Origin of the sequence: Pseudomonas sp., from assembly GCF_032058845.1 — a bacterium.
Taxonomy (GTDB): Bacteria; Pseudomonadota; Gammaproteobacteria; order Pseudomonadales; family Pseudomonadaceae; genus Aquipseudomonas.
Window position 1 is genome coordinate 1 of sequence record NZ_DAMCCR010000085.1, and the last position, 18782, is coordinate 18782.

15 protein-coding genes and 1 pseudogene are annotated in these 18782 nt (G+C 65.2%); 8 read left to right on the plus strand and 8 right to left on the minus strand.

Annotated features, from left to right (window positions below; genetic code table 11):
• From RT028_RS15480 to RT028_RS15505, 6 genes are all read left to right on the plus strand, one after another.
• Positions 1 to 546: glycosyltransferase family 9 protein (locus RT028_RS15480; protein ID WP_312935999.1), on the plus strand; the 546-nt coding region annotated here is incomplete at its 5' end.
• Positions 546 to 1670, plus strand: coding sequence for a glycosyltransferase family 4 protein (locus tag RT028_RS15485; RefSeq protein WP_312936000.1), 1125 nt, complete (start codon positions 546 to 548; stop codon positions 1668 to 1670). The genes RT028_RS15480 and RT028_RS15485, both read left to right, overlap by 1 nt.
• Complete coding sequence (gene rfaP / locus RT028_RS15490) at positions 1667 to 2473, plus strand: lipopolysaccharide core heptose(I) kinase RfaP (protein WP_312936001.1); 807 nt, start codon at positions 1667 to 1669, stop codon at positions 2471 to 2473. Before RT028_RS15485 ends, rfaP begins: the two co-directional genes overlap by 4 nt.
• Positions 2473 to 3207 (plus strand): lipopolysaccharide kinase InaA family protein, encoded by a 735-nt coding sequence (locus RT028_RS15495; protein ID WP_312936002.1) that lies wholly within the window; start codon positions 2473 to 2475, stop codon positions 3205 to 3207. The genes rfaP and RT028_RS15495 overlap by 1 nt, the downstream gene beginning before the upstream one ends.
• Positions 3204 to 3956 (plus strand): lipopolysaccharide kinase InaA family protein, encoded by a 753-nt coding sequence (locus RT028_RS15500; protein ID WP_312936003.1) that lies wholly within the window; start codon positions 3204 to 3206, stop codon positions 3954 to 3956. The genes RT028_RS15495 and RT028_RS15500 overlap by 4 nt, the downstream gene beginning before the upstream one ends.
• Complete coding sequence (locus RT028_RS15505; protein ID WP_312936004.1) at positions 3956 to 5398, plus strand: lipopolysaccharide kinase InaA family protein; 1443 nt, start codon at positions 3956 to 3958, stop codon at positions 5396 to 5398. Before RT028_RS15500 ends, RT028_RS15505 begins: the two co-directional genes overlap by 1 nt.
• Here the strand turns inward: RT028_RS15505 and RT028_RS15510 are convergent.
• From RT028_RS15510 to RT028_RS15520, 3 genes are all read right to left on the minus strand, one after another.
• Positions 5359 to 8172: a dermonecrotic toxin domain-containing protein gene (locus tag RT028_RS15510; protein ID WP_312936005.1), complete on the minus strand. Its 2814-nt coding sequence runs from the start codon at positions 8170 to 8172 to the stop codon at positions 5359 to 5361. The two genes, RT028_RS15505 and RT028_RS15510, sit on opposite strands and share 40 nt — an antisense overlap.
• Positions 8173 to 8322: 150 nt before the next feature.
• Positions 8323 to 9033 (minus strand): 3'-5' exonuclease, encoded by a 711-nt coding sequence (locus tag RT028_RS15515; RefSeq protein WP_312936006.1) that lies wholly within the window; start codon positions 9031 to 9033, stop codon positions 8323 to 8325.
• 85 nt (positions 9034 to 9118) lie between these two features.
• Positions 9119 to 11056, minus strand: coding sequence for a putative nucleotidyltransferase substrate binding domain-containing protein (locus RT028_RS15520; RefSeq protein ID WP_312936007.1), 1938 nt, complete (start codon positions 11054 to 11056; stop codon positions 9119 to 9121).
• A 488-nt stretch (positions 11057 to 11544) separates the two neighbouring features.
• Between RT028_RS15520 and RT028_RS15525 the strand changes: the two genes are divergently transcribed.
• Complete coding sequence (locus tag RT028_RS15525) at positions 11545 to 11991, plus strand: response regulator (protein WP_312936008.1); 447 nt, start codon at positions 11545 to 11547, stop codon at positions 11989 to 11991.
• A 27-nt stretch (positions 11992 to 12018) separates the two neighbouring features.
• On the opposite strand, the gene RT028_RS15530 is transcribed toward RT028_RS15525, so the two are convergent.
• Positions 12019 to 14196: a malate synthase G gene (locus tag RT028_RS15530; protein WP_312936009.1), complete on the minus strand. Its 2178-nt coding sequence runs from the start codon at positions 14194 to 14196 to the stop codon at positions 12019 to 12021.
• Positions 14197 to 14628: 432 nt separating this feature from the next.
• Between RT028_RS15530 and RT028_RS15535 the strand changes: the two genes are divergently transcribed.
• A complete protein-coding gene (locus RT028_RS15535; protein WP_312936010.1) occupies positions 14629 to 15147 on the plus strand; it encodes a glycine cleavage system protein R in 519 nt (172 codons plus the stop codon).
• 620 nt (positions 15148 to 15767) lie between these two features.
• On the opposite strand, the gene rarD is transcribed toward RT028_RS15535, so the two are convergent.
• The 4 genes and pseudogenes from rarD to RT028_RS15555 all read right to left on the minus strand — a co-directional run.
• Positions 15768 to 16652, minus strand: a complete 885-nt coding sequence (rarD, locus tag RT028_RS15540; RefSeq protein ID WP_312936011.1) for an EamA family transporter RarD — start codon at positions 16650 to 16652, stop codon at positions 15768 to 15770.
• A 126-nt stretch (positions 16653 to 16778) separates the two neighbouring features.
• The gene (locus RT028_RS15545; RefSeq protein ID WP_312936012.1) at positions 16779 to 17753 is read right to left on the minus strand and encodes a serine/threonine protein kinase; all 975 of its coding nucleotides are present in this window, start codon (positions 17751 to 17753) and stop codon (positions 16779 to 16781) included.
• A 108-nt stretch (positions 17754 to 17861) separates the two neighbouring features.
• Complete coding sequence (locus RT028_RS15550) at positions 17862 to 18626, minus strand: TOBE domain-containing protein (RefSeq protein WP_312936013.1); 765 nt, start codon at positions 18624 to 18626, stop codon at positions 17862 to 17864.
• 59 nt (positions 18627 to 18685) lie between these two features.
• Positions 18686 to 18782: pseudogene (locus RT028_RS15555) on the minus strand (ComF family protein); the annotation flags it as partial.

Sequence of the window (18782 nt, forward strand, 5' to 3'; positions counted from 1 at the left end):
CCGCCGGCGGCGCCCTACGTGGTGTTCCTGCACGGCACCACCTGGGCCACCAAGCACTGGCCCGAGGCCTACTGGCGCGAGCTGGCCGAGCGCATGGGCCAGCGCAGGCTGCAGGTCTGCCTGCCGTGGGGCAACGAGGCGGAAAAGGCGCGTGCCGAGCGTATCGCCCAGGGCCTGAGCAACTGCCAGGTGCTGCCGCGCCTGAACCTGATCGGCGTGGCCCGTGTGCTGGCCGCGGCCAAGGCCTGCGTGGCGGTGGACACCGGCCTCGGGCACCTGGCTGCGGCGCTGGATGTGCCGACCATCTCCCTGTTCGGCCCGACCAACCCGGGCCTTACCGGCGCCTACGGGCGTGCTCAGGTGCACCAGGCCAGCGATTTTCCCTGTGCACCGTGCCTGCAGAAAAAATGCACCTACAAGCCGAGCGCCGAGGACCTGCGCCGGTTCGACCTCAAACGTGAGTGGCCGCTGTGCTTCACTCGCCTGAATCCCGAGCATGTAGCGCGCCGGTTGAGCGCGCTGCTGCTGACTGAGGATGTTCGTTGATGCAACTGGCTTTCGTGCTCTACAAGTATTTTCCCTTTGGCGGCCTGCAGCGCGACTTCATGCGCATTGCCCTGGAGTGCCAGCAACGCGGCCATCAGATTCGTGTCTACACGCTGATCTGGGAGGGCGACATTCCGCCCGGTTTCGAAGTGTTGGTGGCGCCGATCAAGGCCGTGTTCAACCACCGGCGCAACGAGAAGCTCAGCGCGTGGATGGCGGCCGATCTGGACAAGCGTCCGGTCGATCGCCTGATCGGTTTCAACAAGATGCCGGGCCTGGACGTGTATTACGCCGCCGACGGCTGCTTTGAAGACAAGGCACAGAACCTGCGCGGCACTCTGTACCGCCGCTGGGGGCGTTATCGACACTTCGCCGAGTACGAACGCGCCGTGTTCGCGCCTGAGTCCAGCACCCAGGTGCTGATGATCTCCGAGGTGCAGCAGCCGCTGTTCGTCAAGCATTACGCCACCCCGGCCGCGCGTTTCCACCTGTTGCCCCCGGGCATTTCCCAGGACCGCCGTGCGCCCGACAACGCCGCTGAAATCCGCGCCGCCTTCCGCAAGGAATTCGACCTGGGCGATGACGAGCTGCTGCTGGTGCAGATCGGCTCCGGGTTCAAGACCAAAGGCGTCGACCGCAGCCTCAAGGCGCTGGCCGCCTTGCCTGCAGCATTGCGCAAGCGCACCCGGCTGATGGTCATCGGCCAGGACGACCCGAAAGTGTTCCAGCTGCAGAGCGCGGCCCTGGGCCTGGGCGAGCAGGTGCAGTTTCTCAAGGGCCGCAGCGACATTCCGCGCTTCCTGCTCGGCGCCGACCTGCTGATCCACCCGGCCTACAACGAAAACACCGGCACGGTGTTGCTCGAAGCCTTGGTCGCCGGGCTGCCGGTACTGGTGTCGCGGGTCTGCGGCTACGCCCATTACATCGAAGAGGCCGACAGCGGCCTGGTGCTCGACGAGCCGTTCGAGCAGGCGCAGTTCGACGCCTACCTGGCACGCATGCTGGAAAACCCGCCAGCGCGCGTCGACTGGTCGCGCAACGGGCTGGCCTTTGCCGCCACCGCCGACCTGTACAGCATGCCGCAGCACGCTGCCGACGTGATCCTTGCCCCGGAGGCCGCATGACACTGATTCTGGCCGAACCGTTCAAGCAGCTGTGGGCCGGGCGCGATCCCTTCGAGGCCGTCGAGGCGCTGCAAGGCGAGGTGTACCGCGAGTTGGAAGGGCGCCGTACCCTGCGCACCGAGGTGGCGGGGGCCGGTTATTTCGTCAAGATTCACCGCGGTATCGGCTGGGGTGAAATCTTCAAGAACCTGTTCAGCGCCAAGCTGCCGGTGCTCGGCGCCGGCCAGGAATGGCGGGCCATCGAGCGCTTGCACGAGGCCGGTGTGCCGACCATGACCGCGGTGGCCTACGGCGAGCGCGGCAGCAACCCGGCGACCCAGCATTCGTTCATTGTCACCGAAGAGCTGGCGCCCACCGTCAGCCTGGAAGACTTCAGCCTCGACTGGCGCCAGCAGCCGCCGGCACCTGCCCTCAAGCACGCGCTGATCGCCGAAGTGGCAGGCATGACCGGCACCATGCACCGCGCCGGGGTCAACCACCGCGACTGCTACATCTGCCACTTCCTGCTGCACACCGACCGGCCAATCACGCCGGGCACGCTGAAGCTGTCATTGATCGACCTGCACCGCGCGCAGACGCGCGCGCGCATCAGCCGCCGCTGGCGTGACAAGGACCTGGCCGCGCTGTACTTCTCGGCGCTGGACATCGGCCTGACGCAACGCGACAAGCTGCGCTTCCTGCGTGGCTACTTCCAACGCCCACTGCGCCAGGTACTGCGCGACGAAGCGGCGCTGCTGACCTTTCTCGAACAGAAGGCGCAGAAGCTCTATGCGCGCAAGCAGCGCTATGGGGACGCACTCTGATGGCCGGCTGGACCCTGGAGCCCGGTTATCGACACCTGGCCACGGACTTCGGCAGCCTGGACGCGGTGTTCGCCATCGAGGGCGAGCGCCTGACCCGCGACCCGCTCAGCGAAGTGGTGCGCATCGAGCGTGACGGCGTGAACTACTACGTCAAGCGCTACACCGGCGCCGGCAAGGGCCTGCGCCGCTACCTGGGGCGCCCGCGCATCAAGGCCGAATGGCAGAACCTCAAGCAGTTCGCCAAGTGGCACATCCCCACCGCTGAAGTGGTGGCCTGGGGGCTGGAGCGCAAGGGCCTGGCCTTTGGCCGTGGGGCGATGATCACCCGCGAGCTGCCGCGCACCGAAGACCTCTCGGTACTGGCCGATCGCAACGACGCGCGCCTGGCCGACCGCCCCTGGGTCGCGCACATCAGCCAGCAACTGGCCCGGCACACCCGGGTGATGCACGATCACCACTTCACGCACAACGACCTGAAGTGGCGCAACCTGCTGGTGGACGACCAGGCCACGCTGTTCTTCATCGACTGCCCCACGGGTGACTTCTGGCGCGGCTTCATGCTGCGCCACCGCGTCATCAAGGACCTGGCCTGTCTGGACAAGGTGGCCAAATACCACCTGTCAGCGACCCAGCGCCTGCGCTTCTACCTGCAGTACCGCGGCCACCCGCGACTCAATGCCACTGACAAGCAGCGCATTCGCCAGGTGCTGAGCTTTTTCGAGGGAAGGGAATGACCGATTACCTGGCCAGCAGTGACCTTGCCCTGTTGCAGCGTCATGGCCTGAACGATTTCGAAGCGCTATGGGCGCTGCAGCTCGAAGCGGTCGATGAGCCCAACACCGCACGCGGTGGCTGGAGCAGCGTCTATCGCCTGGAGCTGGAGGGCAAGGGCTACTACCTCAAGCGCCAGTGCAACTACCTCACGCGGACCTTGCACGCGCCCCTTGGCGAGCCGACCTTCGCCCGCGAGTTTCGCAACATCAGCCGCTATGAAAAGCTGCGCATTCCGGCCTTGCAGGCGGTGTTCTATGGCGAGCGCAAGGACAAGGACGAGCACCGGGCGGTCCTGCTGACCCGCGCGCTCGACGAATGGAACGACCTGGACGGCTTGCTGGCGCGATGGCCGCAACTGCCGGTCGGGCAGCGCGAGGGCATTCTGCGCGCCTGCGGCCAACTGGCGCGCACGCTGCACGCTGCGCGGCAGGTGCATGGCTGCTTCTACCCCAAGCATATTTTCCTGCGCGAGCGCCGCGATGGCTGGCAGGCGCAACTGATCGACCTGGAAAAAACCCGGCCCTTGCTGTTTGGCCGGCGTGATCGCCTGAAAGACCTGGAACCCCTGATGCGTCGGGCCGGCGCCTGGAGTGATGCCGACGTGCGCACCTTGCTGGCGACCTACCTGGCCCAACCCGCCGACAGCGCGCTGGTGAGCGACTGGCAACAGCGCCTGGCGGGCCGACGTCGTAGCAAAGAGGCGCGCTGATGCTGCTGTCTGAACTCAAGCAGGCAGGGCGTCAGCCGACCCTGCCGATGTCCATCCGCCTGGCCGATGCTGCCGGGCCGTCTGATCTGCAATTGCTCAGCCTGTTGCGCGTGCTGCCGGGCCAGCGTTATGTGGGCGCCGCGGTGTGGCGCGGCACCCCGGTCCTGGCCAAGCTGTTGGTGGGTAGCAACGCCGCACGGCATTTCCAGCGCGAGCTCGATGGCGTACGCCTGCTGGCCGCACAAGGTCTGACCACGCCCACCCTGCTGGCCGATGGCCTGGTCGACGACCAGGGCGGCTGGTTGCTGTTCGAGTACCTCGACCATGCCCAGAGCCTGGGCGACGCCTGGCAGCAGGTCGAGCAGGCGCCTGCGTTGAGCGACGGTCAGCAGACGGTCATCGCTCAAGCCCTGGGCGCCGTGGCGCAGATGCACGCCGTGGGCCTGTGGCAGGACGATCTGCACCTGGACAACCTGCTGCGCCAGGACGATCGCCTGTACCTGATCGACGGCGCCGGCATCAAGGCCGAAACCCCGGGCAAGCCGCTGTCACGGCAACGTGTGCTGGAAAACCTCGGCGTGTTCTTCGCCCAACTGCCCAGACGCCTGGAACCGTTTCTCGAAGAACTGCTGGTGTATTACCTGCTGAGCAACGCCGAGCACGCGCTGCCGCTCGAAGCGTTGCAGAAGCAGATCGACAAGGTGCGCACCTGGCGGCAGAAGGATTACTTGGAAAAGGCCGGCCGTGAGTGCAGCCTGTTCAGCGTCGAGCGCACGCTATCGGGTGTCCAGGCGATCCGCCGCAGCGAGGTGCAGGCACTGCAGCCGGTGTTGCAGCAGGCCGATGCGCTGATCGCCCAGGGCCACCTGTACAAGACCGGCGGCGCCGCCAGCGTAGCGCGGATCGAGGTCGCCGGGCGCCGCCTGGTGCTCAAGCGCTACAACATCAAGAACGCCGCCCATTGGCTCAAGCGCTTCTGGCGCCCGAGCCGGGCCTGGCATTCCTGGATCGAAGGCAATCGGCTGCTGTTTCTCGAGATCGCCACGCCGCGTCCGCTCGCAGTGCGCGAGCAGCGCGTGCTGGGCCTGCGCAGTCGCGCCTACCTGATCACCGAGTACATCGATGGCCCCGACCTGAGCGAATGCTTTGCGCCCCATGTGCACAGTGGTCAGGCGCCGCAGGATCAGGTCGATGCGCTGGTGCAGGTGATGGAGCAGCTGATCGGCGCGCGGATCAGCCATGGCGACTTCAAGGGTCACAACCTGTTCTGGGTGAACGACCACTGGTCGCTGATCGACCTCGATGCCATGTGCCAGCACACCACCCAGCTCAGCTTCGCCAAGGCCTACGCCCGTGATCGGGCGCGGCTGCTGCGCAACTGGCCGAGCGACAGTGCCTTGTATCAGCGCCTCGACGCAGTGTTGCCGCGACTCACGGCGTAGGCCGCCGGCAGCGCCAGCCAGTCGCTGCTACGCCCTGCCTGGCGTACACGGACGCGCCATTCGCCGTGTTGCCAGCGCAGGATGGCCCAGACGCTGACCGCGTTCTCGGGTTGCCTTGGAATCGACAGGTGATAGTGGTCATCCAGCAGGTGGGCACGCAGTGCCAGGGCATGCTGGCCGGCCAGCAGGTACAGCTGCCCCTCGAGGCGGTACAGGCCATCTGCGTCCAGCGACTCGCCCCCGACCGGCCGTTGCGGCAAGCGGCAGTCGGCGAAGAGGGTCGGCAGGTCTGGCAAACCGTCGAACCACAGCACGGGCGAGTCCACCACCCACTCCCCATCGGTGCGACGTTTGACCGGCACTTTCACATAGGCGTCGGGCATCCGCGGGTCGACGACGCGCCAGCGGTAGCCGTCGAACGCCACTTGGTAATGGGTGCCGGTGGTGTCCCTGATGTAGTAGAGGCTCAGGCCAGGGTAGGGCGATGCCTGCTCATAGATGCCCTCCTTGTGAATGCCGTCGACGCGATAGTGCAGGCGTGCAGGGTTCAGGTTGACGGCGCCCGAGGGCGGCAGTTTCAGTGGTGGGGCCGGCGGTATGGCGCGGATGGCGCGGCGGATCACGGTGGTGCCGCCAATGCTGTTGACTGCATCGCTGGCGTGGGTGAAGGCCTCGACCAGGTGTTTGAGCACACCCACCCGATCCGTCTGCTTGAAAGCGGCCTTGGCATCGAGGACCGACAAAATCGAGCGCGCCAGCGCGACGGCGGTCAGCCCACGGGTCGGGAGCACCAGGCTGATCAGGTCCAGTAGCACCGACAGGCTGTGCAGTGTCAGCTCGCCCAGCAGCTCCAGCTTGGTATGGGTGCCAGCGTCCACGGCCTCGAGGGCGACATCCACTTCGGCACGATAACGGGCCTGTTGGAAGTTGCCCGTGATGACCGGTTGCTGCACATGCGCGCCCAGCCCGCCTTTGGTCAGCCAGCGCTCGAGGAGCGCCGGATCGGTCAGCGGCAGGCGGTCCTTGACGTACTCGCGCAGTGCGGGGTTGGCGCGCAGTGCCCTGAGCAGGTGGCGGGCGTTGCGAAATTCCCGCCAGGCCCGGCGATCCGGGGCATCGGGGGTGTACACCAGAAACCGGTGCAGGTCAGGGCTGTCGGGGGTGATCAGCGTCACGTCATGCAGGGTGTGACCGGCGATCAGCAGTTGCCGCACGCTCAGGCGCGGGAGGTACAGCGCGCCGCGTGCGCCGCTGTCGGGATGTTCGAGCACCTGGCTGATCCAGTGAAATCCTCGCTCGAAAGGGTCGTCGAGAAAGTGTCCGGCATAGCGCGCCTTGGCGGCCTCGGCACGCATTCGGGCACGGCTGATGGCCACGTAGCTGTCCCTGCGCCACTGTGCTTGCGCGGAGCGCAGCAAATGAGCGCGCAGGTACTGGCTGTAGCTTTCGCCGACGTTCAGTTCACGGACCAACTGCTTGATCTCACTCGCCGTGATGCCGGCCACGTTGCGTTGATCCTGTCGATGGACCCGTGCAGTGAGCCAGTAGTCGATGTCGAGCAGTCCGACATTGAGCAGTGCCAGCTCATCGAGGCGGTAGGTCTGGCGCACCAGCTCGATGGTGTCGCCCACCTGGGGGCGGTTGGCCACTGGAATCCAGCCGCTGGTCAGGCCCGGCAGCAACAGGGGACCACGTTGTCGGGCCAAGGTGACGCTGACATACACGTCGAGCGGATCGATATCCAGTTGATAGCGCTGACGCAGCCCTGCGCGCAGGCGCTCGCAGGTCCAGGTCAGCAGGCTGTTGCGGTCGACGAACTGCGCCTGGCTGAGAATGCCAGGCGCCGCCGCTTGGTCGATGGCGATCACCAGCTCCTGCAGGGTTTGCATGATGTGGGTCAGCCCCTGGGCAGAGGCATTTCTGAGCCAGGCGGGGGAATTGCGTTCCAGCAGCAAGCCGTAGCGGGTCTGCAGCGCGGAACGGCTATCGACCCAGGGCAGCAGGTCGCCGACCTCTTGCAGACGGGTCTGCAGGGCGTCCCAGTCCAGTGGCGACGCCTGCGCGGCATCCTGCCAGACGCCGTTCAACGCCGCGTACTGACCCTCGATAACCGCCTGTGCCTGCGCCTGCAGCATGTCGTCATTGAACCAGTCGTAGCGCAGCCGTTGGGCATTGTGCGCCCGCTCACGGTCCTGCTCGCTGTCCAGGTGGCGCAGCAGCGGACGGCTCTGCTGCGGGTCATCCAGGCGTTCACACAGCTCCACGTGCAGGTCGGCCAGGCTGTCGAAGGCCTCGATTCCATGGGACAGGCTGTAGAGCAGCGCGTACTCGCTGGGTTGACGAGGGTCAGGCATGGTGCCTTCCGGGCCGCCCTCCACGATCACGAAAGCCCCACGCAAGCTGTTGCGCCAATGGGGGCTGGTGATCTCCAGAAGCGGTCGATAGATCTGCGGCCGCGCCGCGCTGGGCAGGTGCTGGCGCTGCGAGGGCAAGGGCAGGTTGACGCAGGTGGTCAGCAATTGCGCATGGCCCGAACCCAGCGTGTGGTCGCCGACGCGCAAGACGATTTGCGCCAGCAGTTGCTCGCGCAGCAGCGCGCTCAACCGGGTACGGCGACTGGCGCCTTGGGGTGGAGCGTTCAGCCAGTAATCGGCCAAGGCACTGAAGTACTGCTGGCGTGCCGCGAGCGGTGACAGGTTGCGGTCGGGTAGCGGTGCGGCAGCCAGCAAGGCGCTCAGCGGTTGATCGAAAGATTTGAAGTGTTCCAGGCTCATGGCGGTGGCTCGGTTGTTCAGGAGCCCTGCACGCTGGCAGTCGAGCGCTGATCAGACGGGGTAGCGATCTACCTCACTGCGGGGCGGCGCGTGCAGACACGTCCACAGGGCGATGCCGCAGCGCAAGCGCCGACCCCTGCCATGGATCAATCAGAGCCCAGGGTGATGGTCGTTGCGCCGGCGCCACGCGCTCAGTTGCTGCTGCAGTTGCAGCGGGCTGTCGAGCTGCTGGCGGCGGGCCTGGCTGAACAGGATCAGCATCAGTTCGGCGGTCACCTGGGCGTCGGCGCTGGCGTGGTGACGCGCCTGCACCTGCAGACCGAAGCGCTTGATCCAGTCATCCAGCCCCGCCTCGCGCAGCACCGTGTCGGGGTTGAGCATGGGCGCCAGCTGCGCGACATCCAGGAAAGCATGTTGCAGGCGGTGGCCGAGACTGTCTTTCAGTGCGCGCGTCAGCATGTGCTGGTCGAACGCCGCGTGGAATGCCAGCACCGGGCTGTCGCCGATGAACTCGAGCAGGTCCAGCAGCGCATCGGCCGGGTCACAACCGGCGGCCAGGGCGCTGGGCCCCAGACCGTGGATGAGCACGCTGGACGTGGTTTTCTGTGCAGGGCGGTGCAGGGTGCGTTCGAACTGCTGGGCAAAATCGATCGCGCCGTCCTCGATGGCCACGGCGCCGATCGACAGCACCTGATCCCGGTTCAGGTTCAGCCCGCTGGTCTCGAGATCGAGCACCACCCAACGTTGCTCACGCAAGGTGCAGGGTTGCCACGGCGCCGGGGCAGGCAGCTGTACCAGGCGGGCCTTGAGCGACTCGCGCAGCGGTGATGCAGCGGGTTTGAACCAGCTGAACAATTTCATGGCTGGCCTTGTACCGTCACGCTGCCTGGGCGCCACCGCGCCTGCTGCGCTGGTGATGCCGTCAGCCTTGTCCAGGTGTGCACGCTCACAGCTGGTACCGCAGCGCCAGGCTGCTCTGCAGACGTTGAGCCTGGCGCAGGGATTCACGCAGGATGCGTCGGTCGAGGTGGTTGAGGCTGTCGGGGTCGAGGCGGTTGCTGTAGGCCTGGTTGTCGCGGCTCTGGCGCTGGTGCTGCTGCATGCGCGTTTGCTGAATGAAGTGGTAGGCCTCTTCGAAGGCCGCTGCGTCGAGCGGCTCGATGACGCCACGGCGCGCCAGCTGGCGCAGGCGTTCCAGGGTGTTGTTGGCGCCGATGCCATTGGCCAGGGCCAGCAGCCGCGCGCCATCGACGAAGGGCGTCAGGCCCTGCACCTTGAGGTCCAGGGTGGCGGTCTTGTCGTTGCCTTGGCGCGTGAGGACGAAGTCGCGCAGGCGGCCCACGGGTGGGCGCTGGCGCAGGGCGTTTTCCGCCAGCATGCGCTGGAACAGGCGGTTGTCTGCCACCTGAGCCAGGATGCCCTGACGCAACTGCTCGCAGCCTTGCTCGTCACCCCACACCGCGCGCAGGTCGAAATAGATGGTCGAGCCCAGCAGGTTCTCTGGGCTGGCCTCGCGAATGAATCCGGCAAAGCGCCGCGCCCACTCGTTGCGCGACAGGCACAGCTCGGGGTTACCCGCCATCACGTTGCCTGTGCACAGGGTGAAACCGCAGCGCGCCAGGCTCTGGTTGATCTGGCGGGCCAGCGGCAGCAGTTGGCCGCGAATCCGTTCAGCGTCATGCGCATCGCCGGCCTCGAACAGAATGCCGTTGTCCTGATCGGTGTACAGCGTCTGCTCGCGGCGCCCCTCGCTGCCAAAGCACAGCCAGGTGAACGGCACGCCCGGGTCGCCGTGTTCGGCGAGGATCAGCTCGATGACCCGGCACACGGTGTGGTCGTTGAGCAGGGTGACTATCTGGGTAATCTGTGTCGATGAGGCGCCATGGGCCAGCATGCGCTCGACCAATTGGCCAATTTCGCCACGCAGTGCCACCAGCGTCTCCACACGCGCAGCATGGCGGATGGTGCGCGCCAGGTGCACCAGGTCGACCCGCTGCAGGGAAAACAGATCGCGCTCCGATACCACGCCGCACAGGCGCTGCTCATCGACCAGGCACACGTGGGCAATGTGCCGCTCGGTCATCGCCAGCGCAGCGTCGAAGGCGCTGGCCTGTGCGCTGAGGCAGAACGGTGCGGCGGTCATGTAGCGGGCAATGGGCGCGTGCAGTTCGGCGGCGGGGTCAGCCACCACCTGGCGCAGGTCGCGCAGGGTGAAAATGCCGATGGGGGTACGCTGCGCATCGATGATGACGATGCTGCCGACCTGCTGCTCGTGCATCTGCCGCACTGCTTCGCGCAGCGGCAGTTCGGCGTTGCAGACCACCGGATGGCGCATGGCGAGCTCGCCCAGCGGCGTATTGAGGGAGTACTGGGTGCCGAGGGTTTCGACGGCGCGCTGGCGCACCTGCTGGTTGACCTGGTCGAGCAGGCTGCTCACGCCGCGCAGGGCAAAGTCGCGAAACACCTCTGACAACGAGAACAGGCGAATGAACGCGGCTTTGCTCAGTTGCAGGCAGAAGGTGTCTTCGCCGGCCAGGTGCTCGGTGCGCGTGGCGCGTTCCCCCAGCAGCGCCGCGAGCGGAAAGCACTCGCCGCTGGTGATCTCGAAGGTGGTTTCAGTGTCAGGCCCGACCGCCTGCTGGCGTTCGCCAACCACACGGCCCTGCTTGACGATGAAGAAGTGTGTCACAGGGCCATCAGTCGGCTTGACGATACTCTCGCCGCTGGCGTAGAAGCGCAGCTGGCACTGTTCCACCAGGAACGCCAGGTGGCTGTGCTCCATCTGGTTGAACGGTGGAAAGCGTTGCAGGAATTGCAGCATGCCCTGAATGTTCTGCAGCACTGCTGTCTTGCCCGCCTCTTCGTAGACGTCCTGTTTGCTCATGGCACCGACCGCTCGCTGGGGCCGTGCAGGTCACCGATACGCAGGCCCAGCAGAGGCGAGCGTGTTCGCGCGCACCCTCCAGGCAAGTCACGAAGCCTGAACACACCCTGTGACACTGGGGGATTGGCGAGCACGCCTGCTTCTGCAAGGCGCGTATCGGCGCACTTGGCACAGTCTTTGTTAATACTTGTTCTTGGTTGTAGGCGACATGGTCTGACGATGTCGGTAAAGCGCCCATTGGACGTAAGTCTATGCCCTGACGAAAGCCATGCCCAAGACCCTGATCTGGCTTGGAAAACGCCCGCATCGATGGGGTCAACAGGGCGAGCGGGGGTGAAGGAAGAGGTGGATCGGTCAGGGCGCGAACCGTCATGCGCTACCCTTAAAAAGTGCTAATGCTTGGGTCAAGTGTCAAATTGACGACGAAAGGTTGTGGTTAAAGCGCTGCACAGCGGTCTGAACTGTTTTAACGAGGTTTTTTTGACGAGATGAGCATGGACGAGCAAGCCGACATCCTCAGTGATGCCGAGCGCCAGGCCCTGGCAACCGTGAGTGCACCTTCGAGGCCCGCGTACTCGGTACTGGTGGTGGACGACCACGCGGGCAACCGCGAAGCGCTGAGCTTTTATCTGGGCAGCCGTGGCTGGAATTGCATCGAGGCCGCCAGTGTGAAAAAGGCCCTCGAGGCCTTGCTCATGCGCCCGTCGATCGGCCTGATCATCACCGACCTGCGCATGCAACCTGAAGATGGGCTGTCGTTGATCCGGCAAGTGCGCGCCTCGGAGTGGGCGCAATTGCCGATCATCGTCGTGTCGGGCGACACGGATGTGCAGGAGGCGGTCAAGGCCATGCACCTTGGTGTGCTGGACGTGCTGCTCAAGCCCGTCGATCTCGACCGCTTGCTGGAACTGGTGAGCAAGGAGCTGAACCCGTAGGCCTGCCTACGGGTTCCGGGCAGCGCCTTACTGCGCGTTGCGTGCCTTGAACTCCCGACGCCGACGGTGCAACACCGGCTCGGTGTAGCCATTGGGCTGCTTCGCGCCCTCGATCACCAACTCCACTGCGGCCTGGAACGCAATGTTGCTGTCGAAGTCGCCTGCCAGTGGGCGGTACAGCGCATCGCCCTCGTTCTGCCGGTCGACCACTGCTGCCATGCGCTTGAGGCTTTCCATCACCTGCGCCTGGCTGACCACACCGTGGCGTAGCCAGTTGGCCAGCAATTGGCTGGAAATCCGCAGGGTAGCGCGGTCTTCCATCAGGCCGACGTCGTTGATGTCCGGCACTTTCGAGCAACCCACGCCCTGGTCGATCCAGCGCACCACATAGCCAAGGATGCCCTGGGCATTGTTGTCCAGCTCGTTGCGGATCTCTTCATCGGACCATTTCGTGTCGCCGGCCAGCGGGATGCGCAGGATGTCATCCACCGAGGCTGGAGTGCGCTTGGCCAGTTCGGCCTGGCGCGCCTGCACGTCGACCTTGTGATAGTGCAGCGCGTGCAGCGTGGCGGCGGTTGGCGAAGGGACCCAGGCGGTGTTGGCGCCGGCCAGCGGATGCGCGATCTTCTGCTCCAGCATCGCGGCCATCAGGTCAGGCATGGCCCACATGCCCTTGCCGATCTGCGCGCGGCCTTGCAAGCCAGTGGCCAGGCCAACGTCGACGTTGTTGTCTTCGTACGCGCCGATCCATGGCTGATTTTTCATCACGCCCTTGCGCACCACGGCGCCGGCCTCCATGGAGGTGTGGATTTCATCGCCGGTGCGGTCGAGGAACCCGGTGTTGATGAACACCACGCGTTCGGCAGCGGCCTTGATGCAGGCCTTGAGGTTGACCGTGGTACGGCGCTCCTCGTCCATGATGCCGACCTTCAGGGTGTTGGCCGGCAGGTTCAGCAGCTGTTCGACGCGGGCGAAGATTTCCGCGGCGAAGGCGACTTCTTCCGGGCCGTGCATCTTGGGTTTGACGATGTACACGCTGCCGGTGCGGGTGTTCTTGCGTGGCGTATTGCCATTGAGGTTGTGCACCGCCGCCAGGACGGTGAACAGCGCGTCCTGAATGCCTTCGGGCACTTCGTTGCCCTGGGCATCGAGAATGGCCGGGTTGGTCATCAGGTGGCCGACGTTGCGCACGAACAACAACGAGCGGCCATGCAGGGTCAGGCTGCCGCCGTTGGGTGTGGTGTATTCGCGGTCCGGGTTCAGGGTGCGGGTGAAGGTCTTGCCGCCCTTGCTGACACGCTCGGCCAGATCGCCCTTCATCAGGCCCAGCCAGTTGCGATAGACCAGCACCTTGTCGTCGGCATCGACGGCGGCGACCGAGTCTTCGCAGTCCATGATGGTGGTCAGCGCCGACTCCATGAGGATGTCTTTGACGCCGGCGGCGTCGGTGCTGCCAACCGGCGTGCTCGCATCGATCTGGATCTCGAAGTGCAGGCCGTTGTGCTTGAGCAGGATGGCGGTGGGCGCTGCGGCGTCGCCGTGCAGGCCCAGCAGTTGGGCGTCGTCGCGCAGGCCGGTCGTGCTGCCGCCTTTGAGTGCAACCACCAGCTTGCCAGCGTCGATGCGGTAGGCCGTGGCGTCTTTATGCGAGCCGGCGGCCAGTGGAACGGCTTTGTCGAGGAAGGCGCGGCCGAAGGCGATCACCTTGTCGCCGCGGGCCTTGTTGTAGCCCTGGCCTTTCTCGGCGCCACCTTCATCGCTGATGGCGTCGGTGCCGTACAGCGCGTCATACAGCGAGCCCCAGCGGGCATTGGCGGCGTTGAGGGCAAAGCGTGCGTTCATCACCGGCACCACCAGCTGCGGGCCGGCCATGTGGGCGATTTCTTCGTCGACGTTCTGCGTGGTGGCCTGGAAATCGTCTGCTTGTGGCAGGAGGTAGCCGATGTCCTGCAGGAAACGCTTGTAGGCCGCGGCGTCGTGGGCCTGGCCTTGACGTTGCTGATGCCAGGCGTCGATCCGGGCTTGCAGCTCGTCACGCTTGGCCAGCAGGGCTTTGTTCTTTGGAGCGAGGTCGTTGATGATCTTTTGCGCACCGTCCCAGAACTGCTCGGCGATGATGCCGGTCCCTGGAATGGCCTCGTTGTTGACGAAGTCATACAGGACCTTGGCGACCTGAAGGCCACCGACTTGAACGTGTTCAGTCATTGCTTGCCTCACTCTGCTCAGCGATTTCGCTCATCAAAAAAAGCCTGTAGCGCTGGCTTCAGTGCGCCCCCGTACATGCCCAGCGGGCGGCGGGGTGGCGGCTGAAGGGTGTGTACAGGCGCCTCGGCAGACAACCGGACGGCTTCTTGTAGTCCAGCTCCACGGATACTACATGAAGCAGCACACGGGTGAACATGAGACTAAAAGCGCCGCACTTACCACCATCGGGCTGTAAGAAGCCGCGCCAGGTAGACGCATGTTCGCAAAAAATATAGGAATTGTTCCAGATAAATCTATAAACAGTACACGATTCAGGGTGTGAAGCTGCCTGCGGCAGGTTGCCACGCTTTACCTATAATCAGAAGTCGCTTACGCCGCTGGACGACCCTTCATCGCACAGCGTTGGTTGTCACCCCTTGCGAGGACTGCGCCTTGGACCACCTTGTACTCACCGTGATTGCCCCGGACCAGGCGGGGCAGGTCGAACGTATCGCCCAGTGCATCAGCGATCATCAGGGCAACTGGCTGGAAAGCCGGATGTCGCGCATGGCCGGGCAGTTCGCGGGCATCCTGCGTGTGGCGGTGCCCAGCGAGCAGTACGACGCCTTGGTCGACGCCCTGCAAGCGCTTGGAAGCCATGGCATCCGCGTGCTGGTCGCGCAGAGCGGCACGGAGCCGGTCGCGGCGAGCAAGCCGATCAGCATGGAGCTGGTGGGTAACGATCGGCCAGGCATCGTGCGGGATATCACCCGACTGCTTGCTGAACTCGGTGTCAACGTCGAGCGCTTGAGCACCCAGGTGCAGCCGGCGCCGATGAGCAATGAGCCATTGTTCCAGGCCGAAGCCATGCTGGCCCTGCCACCTGCGCTGACGTTGGAGGCACTGCAGCAGCGCCTGGAAAGCCTGGCCGATGACTTGATGGTGGAGCTGCGCCTGCGCACGGAAGCGTGATGGCGGGTTTGCAGCATGGCATCAAGTCGATTGCAGTCATTTTTGGAGCGGCCGGTCCGGCGCTCCGGTCAGCCGCGATGGGCGGCAAAGCCGGCCTGAGTCAGATAACGCGCAATAGCAGGCAGACAGTGATCGCAGTCTTGGGTCGGCTCCGCCGCCCATCGCGGCTAAAGCCGCTCCTACAGAGGGCCGGGTTGGCCGGGAGACAGTGATGCGTCAGGAAGACGCAGCCAGTGTAGGAGCGGCTTTAGCCGCGATGGGCGGCAAAGCCGCCCTGATGCCACCACCGCGATCCACCGTCATTGCGCAACGGCTGAATTGGGCCGGCTGCGCCGCCCACAGCCTGCAACCTGTATCTAGCGGCATGATCCCCGGCCGTATAAAGCGTCGAACTTATACACAAGCTAAGTTATGCAGGATTTGCGGGGATTGCCCTGTGGATAAACTGGGGGCTTAGCGCGCAAGGCCAGTGGCGATGAGGGATGCAAGCTTTTGCTCAATAAATGTACAGCGGTCGAGCGCTTGTGCACAAAGCGCGGGGACGACCTTGTGGATAACCTTGGGAAAGGTGGGTGCAGGCCATGATCTGTCTGGCCTGCACAGAATTGAGCGTTTTTTGATCAGCGTTTTCGCAGGGTCAGCCAGATATCCACGCTGTATACCGCCAGGCCCGCCCAGATGAACATGAACGCGATCAATGTGCTGGGCGCCAGATGTTCATTAAACAGCCAGACCGCCTGCAACAACACCAGGGTCGGCGCGAGGTACTGCAGAAAGCCCAGCGTGGTATAGGGCAGGTGCCGCGCAGCGGCGTTGAAGCACACCAGCGGCACCAGCGTGACCGGCCCGGCAGCCATCAGCCACAGCGCTTCGCTGGTGCCGTAGAAGGCCGGCTGGGCGCTGATCGCTGTGGGGTGCAACAGCAGCCAGCCGAGCGCCACCGGCACCAGCATCCAGGTCTCGACCACCAACCCCGGCAGTGCGGCGACCGGCGCCTTCTTGCGGATCAGCCCGTAGAAACCGAAGGTCAGGGCCAGCACCAGCGACACCCACGGCAGGCTACCCACCTGCCACACCTGTTGAACCACGCCAGCCAGTGCCAGGCCCACGGCCAGCCATTGCAGGCGCCGCAGCCGCTCACCCAGCAACAGCATGCCCAGCAGCACGTTCACCAGTGGGTTGATGTAGTAGCCGAGGCTGGCTTCAAGCATGCGCCCGGTATTCACCGCCCACACATAGGTCAGCCAGTTGAGCGCGATCAAGCTGCCGCTCAGGGCGAGAATCGCCAGCCGTTGCGGATTCTGGCGCAGCTCGCGCCACCAGCCGGGGTGTTTCCACAGCATCAGCACGATGCCACCGAACAGCGCGGACCAGAGCACGCGGTGAACGATGATTTCCATCGCCGGCACGCTCTGGATGGCTTTGAAGTAGAGCGGGAACAGGCCCCAGATGATGTAGGCCGACAGGCCCAGAAAATACCCGCGACGCGGGTTGGCAGCTTGCATGAGGGGTCCTTGCGGGTGAATCGGTTCGAGGATCGGGTCGTAGGACCAGCGCCCGGCAGAGCCTGACTGCGTACACACTTCAGGCCAACCAGCGGCAGGCCCATTGTAGACAGCCCCGCGCTGGATTCAGAACAATTTAAGCGGCGCTTCGTCCAGCGCGGCGCATTGTTCTCGCAAGGCCAGAATCTGATCGCCCCAATAGCGCGGCTGCCCAAACCACGGGAAGCTGCGCGGAAATGCCGGGTCATCCCAGCGCCGTGCGAGCCAGGCGCTGTAGTGCAACTGGCGCAAGGCGCGCAGCGGCTCGATCAGGGCCAGTTGGCGCGGATCGAAGTCATGGAATTCGTTGTAGCCGTCAATCAGCTCGGCCAACTGGCCCAGGCGCTCCTCACGGTCACCGGCGAGCATCATCCACAAGTCCTGTACCGCCGGGCCCATGCGGCAGTCATCCAGGTCGACGACATGGTAGGCCTCGTCCCGGTGCATCAGGTTGCCAGGGTGGCAGTCGCCGTGCAGGCGAATCACCTGATGGGGCGTACGCGCATAGATGGCTTCGACCCGTTTGAGCAGGTCACGGGCCACCGACTCGAAGGCGGGCAGCAGCTCCTTGGGCACGTGGTTGCCCTCGAGCAGGGTGTTCAGCGAAGCGTGGCCGAAGTTGTCCACCGCCAGCGCTTCACGGTGTTCGAACGCCCGCACAGCGCCGACCGCGTGCAGGCGTCCGAGCAATTGCCCGAGCCGGTACAGCTGGTCGAGGTTGCCCGGCTCCGGCGCGTGGCCGCCGCGGCGCGGAAACAGGCTGAAGCGAAAGCCCTGGTGCTCGAACAGTGTGCGGCCCTGGTGCAGCATCGGCGCCACCACCGGCACGTCGCAGCCCGCCAGCTCGGCGGTGAAGGCGTGTTCTTCGAGGATGGCAGCGTCGGTCCAGCGATCCGGGCGGTAGAACTTGGCGATCAGCGGCTGGGATTCGTCGATGCCCACCTGATACACGCGGTTCTCATAACTGTTCAGGGCCAGCACCCGGGCATCGCTGAGAAACCCCAGGCTTTCCACCGCGTCCAGGACCAGGTCGGGGGTGAGGGTATCGAAGGGATGGGACATGACAGGCTCCTGGGGTGAACAGCGGAGGGCCATGGTAGCGCATCGAGATGATGGCACTGCCTGCAGGTTAGAAGAGGCCGCGCCGCCAGGCCCCTGCCGACGGCAACCTCAGGCCGGAATGCCGATCAGCACATACGACGGATGAAACTGCGCACGCAGCGTCTGGCCGGTTCTGATCTGCTGCGCCGCCAGCCAATCGGCTTCAGCCAGCGCACACAGCGTCTGCCCGTTGCCCAACGCCAAGCGCACCTCACCCGGCCCCTCGGCTTCGGTCAGTACGTCTTGCACCGTGGCGTGCAGGCAGTTGCTGCCCGGCTGCGCGGTCTCGTCATCGGCCAGCAAGCGCACCCAGCCGGCCTTGAGCAGGGCCACGGTCATGGTGCCGAGGGTGAGTTCCAGCCGCTCGGTGCTGTCGTGAGTGATCAGCGCGTCGATCTCGAGACCGCCGCCCAGCGCCAGGGTGACGCGATCATGACGGCCCTCGCGGCGCAGCCCGCTGACCTGGCCCTGCAACTGATTGCGCGCACTGGTGCGCAACATCAGACGGCCGAGCAGGTCAAGGTCGCTGGAGGCGTCAGCCGCTTCGAGAAACTGCGCTTGCAGCGCCTGCAGCCGCTGGTACATGCGCAACACGCGTTCGCCTTCCTCAGACAACCGCGCACCGCCCCCGCCACGGCCGCCGGTGCTGCGCTCAACGAGGGGCCGGCTGGCCAGATTGTTGAGTTCATCGATGGCGTCCCATGCCGCCTTGTAGCTGATGCCTGCCGCCTTGGCCGCGCGGGTGATCGAGCCTTGCTCGGCGACGTGCTGGAGCAGGGCGATGCGCTGCGGGCGACGGGCGATGTGTTGGGTCAGGGGCGTCGGCAAGGACATGGCGGGCCTGTAGAGGGGCAGGGCTGGAGCGGCGACGGTGCCTTTGCGCTGCAGGCAAGTCAAGCCGGGCCGGGCCGGGGCGTGCGGGCCAGGCAGTAGACATCGACCCGCACCGCCCCCGCTTCACGCAACAAGGCGGCCAGCGCCCGCGCGGTG

Excerpts from the sequence above, each read along its gene's own strand:
- RT028_RS15485 (WP_312936000.1), top strand. The coding sequence starts at position 546 with ATGCAACTGGCTTTCGTGCTCTACAAGTATTTTCCCTTTGGCGGCCTG.
- rfaP (WP_312936001.1), top strand. The coding sequence starts at position 1,667 with ATGACACTGATTCTGGCCGAACCGTTCAAGCAGCTGTGGGCCGGGCGC.
- RT028_RS15495 (WP_312936002.1), top strand. The coding sequence starts at position 2,473 with ATGGCCGGCTGGACCCTGGAGCCCGGTTATCGACACCTGGCCACGGAC.
- RT028_RS15500 (WP_312936003.1), top strand. The coding sequence starts at position 3,204 with ATGACCGATTACCTGGCCAGCAGTGACCTTGCCCTGTTGCAGCGTCAT.
- RT028_RS15505 (WP_312936004.1), top strand. The coding sequence starts at position 3,956 with ATGCTGCTGTCTGAACTCAAGCAGGCAGGGCGTCAGCCGACCCTGCCG.
- RT028_RS15510 (WP_312936005.1), bottom strand. The coding sequence starts at position 8,172 with ATGAGCCTGGAACACTTCAAATCTTTCGATCAACCGCTGAGCGCCTTG.
- RT028_RS15515 (WP_312936006.1), bottom strand. The coding sequence starts at position 9,033 with ATGAAATTGTTCAGCTGGTTCAAACCCGCTGCATCACCGCTGCGCGAG.
- RT028_RS15520 (WP_312936007.1), bottom strand. The coding sequence starts at position 11,056 with ATGAGCAAACAGGACGTCTACGAAGAGGCGGGCAAGACAGCAGTGCTG.
- RT028_RS15525 (WP_312936008.1), top strand. The coding sequence starts at position 11,545 with ATGAGCATGGACGAGCAAGCCGACATCCTCAGTGATGCCGAGCGCCAG.
- RT028_RS15530 (WP_312936009.1), bottom strand. The coding sequence starts at position 14,196 with ATGACTGAACACGTTCAAGTCGGTGGCCTTCAGGTCGCCAAGGTCCTG.
- rarD (WP_312936011.1), bottom strand. The coding sequence starts at position 16,652 with ATGCAAGCTGCCAACCCGCGTCGCGGGTATTTTCTGGGCCTGTCGGCC.
- RT028_RS15545 (WP_312936012.1), bottom strand. The coding sequence starts at position 17,753 with ATGTCCCATCCCTTCGATACCCTCACCCCCGACCTGGTCCTGGACGCG.
- RT028_RS15550 (WP_312936013.1), bottom strand. The coding sequence starts at position 18,626 with ATGTCCTTGCCGACGCCCCTGACCCAACACATCGCCCGTCGCCCGCAG.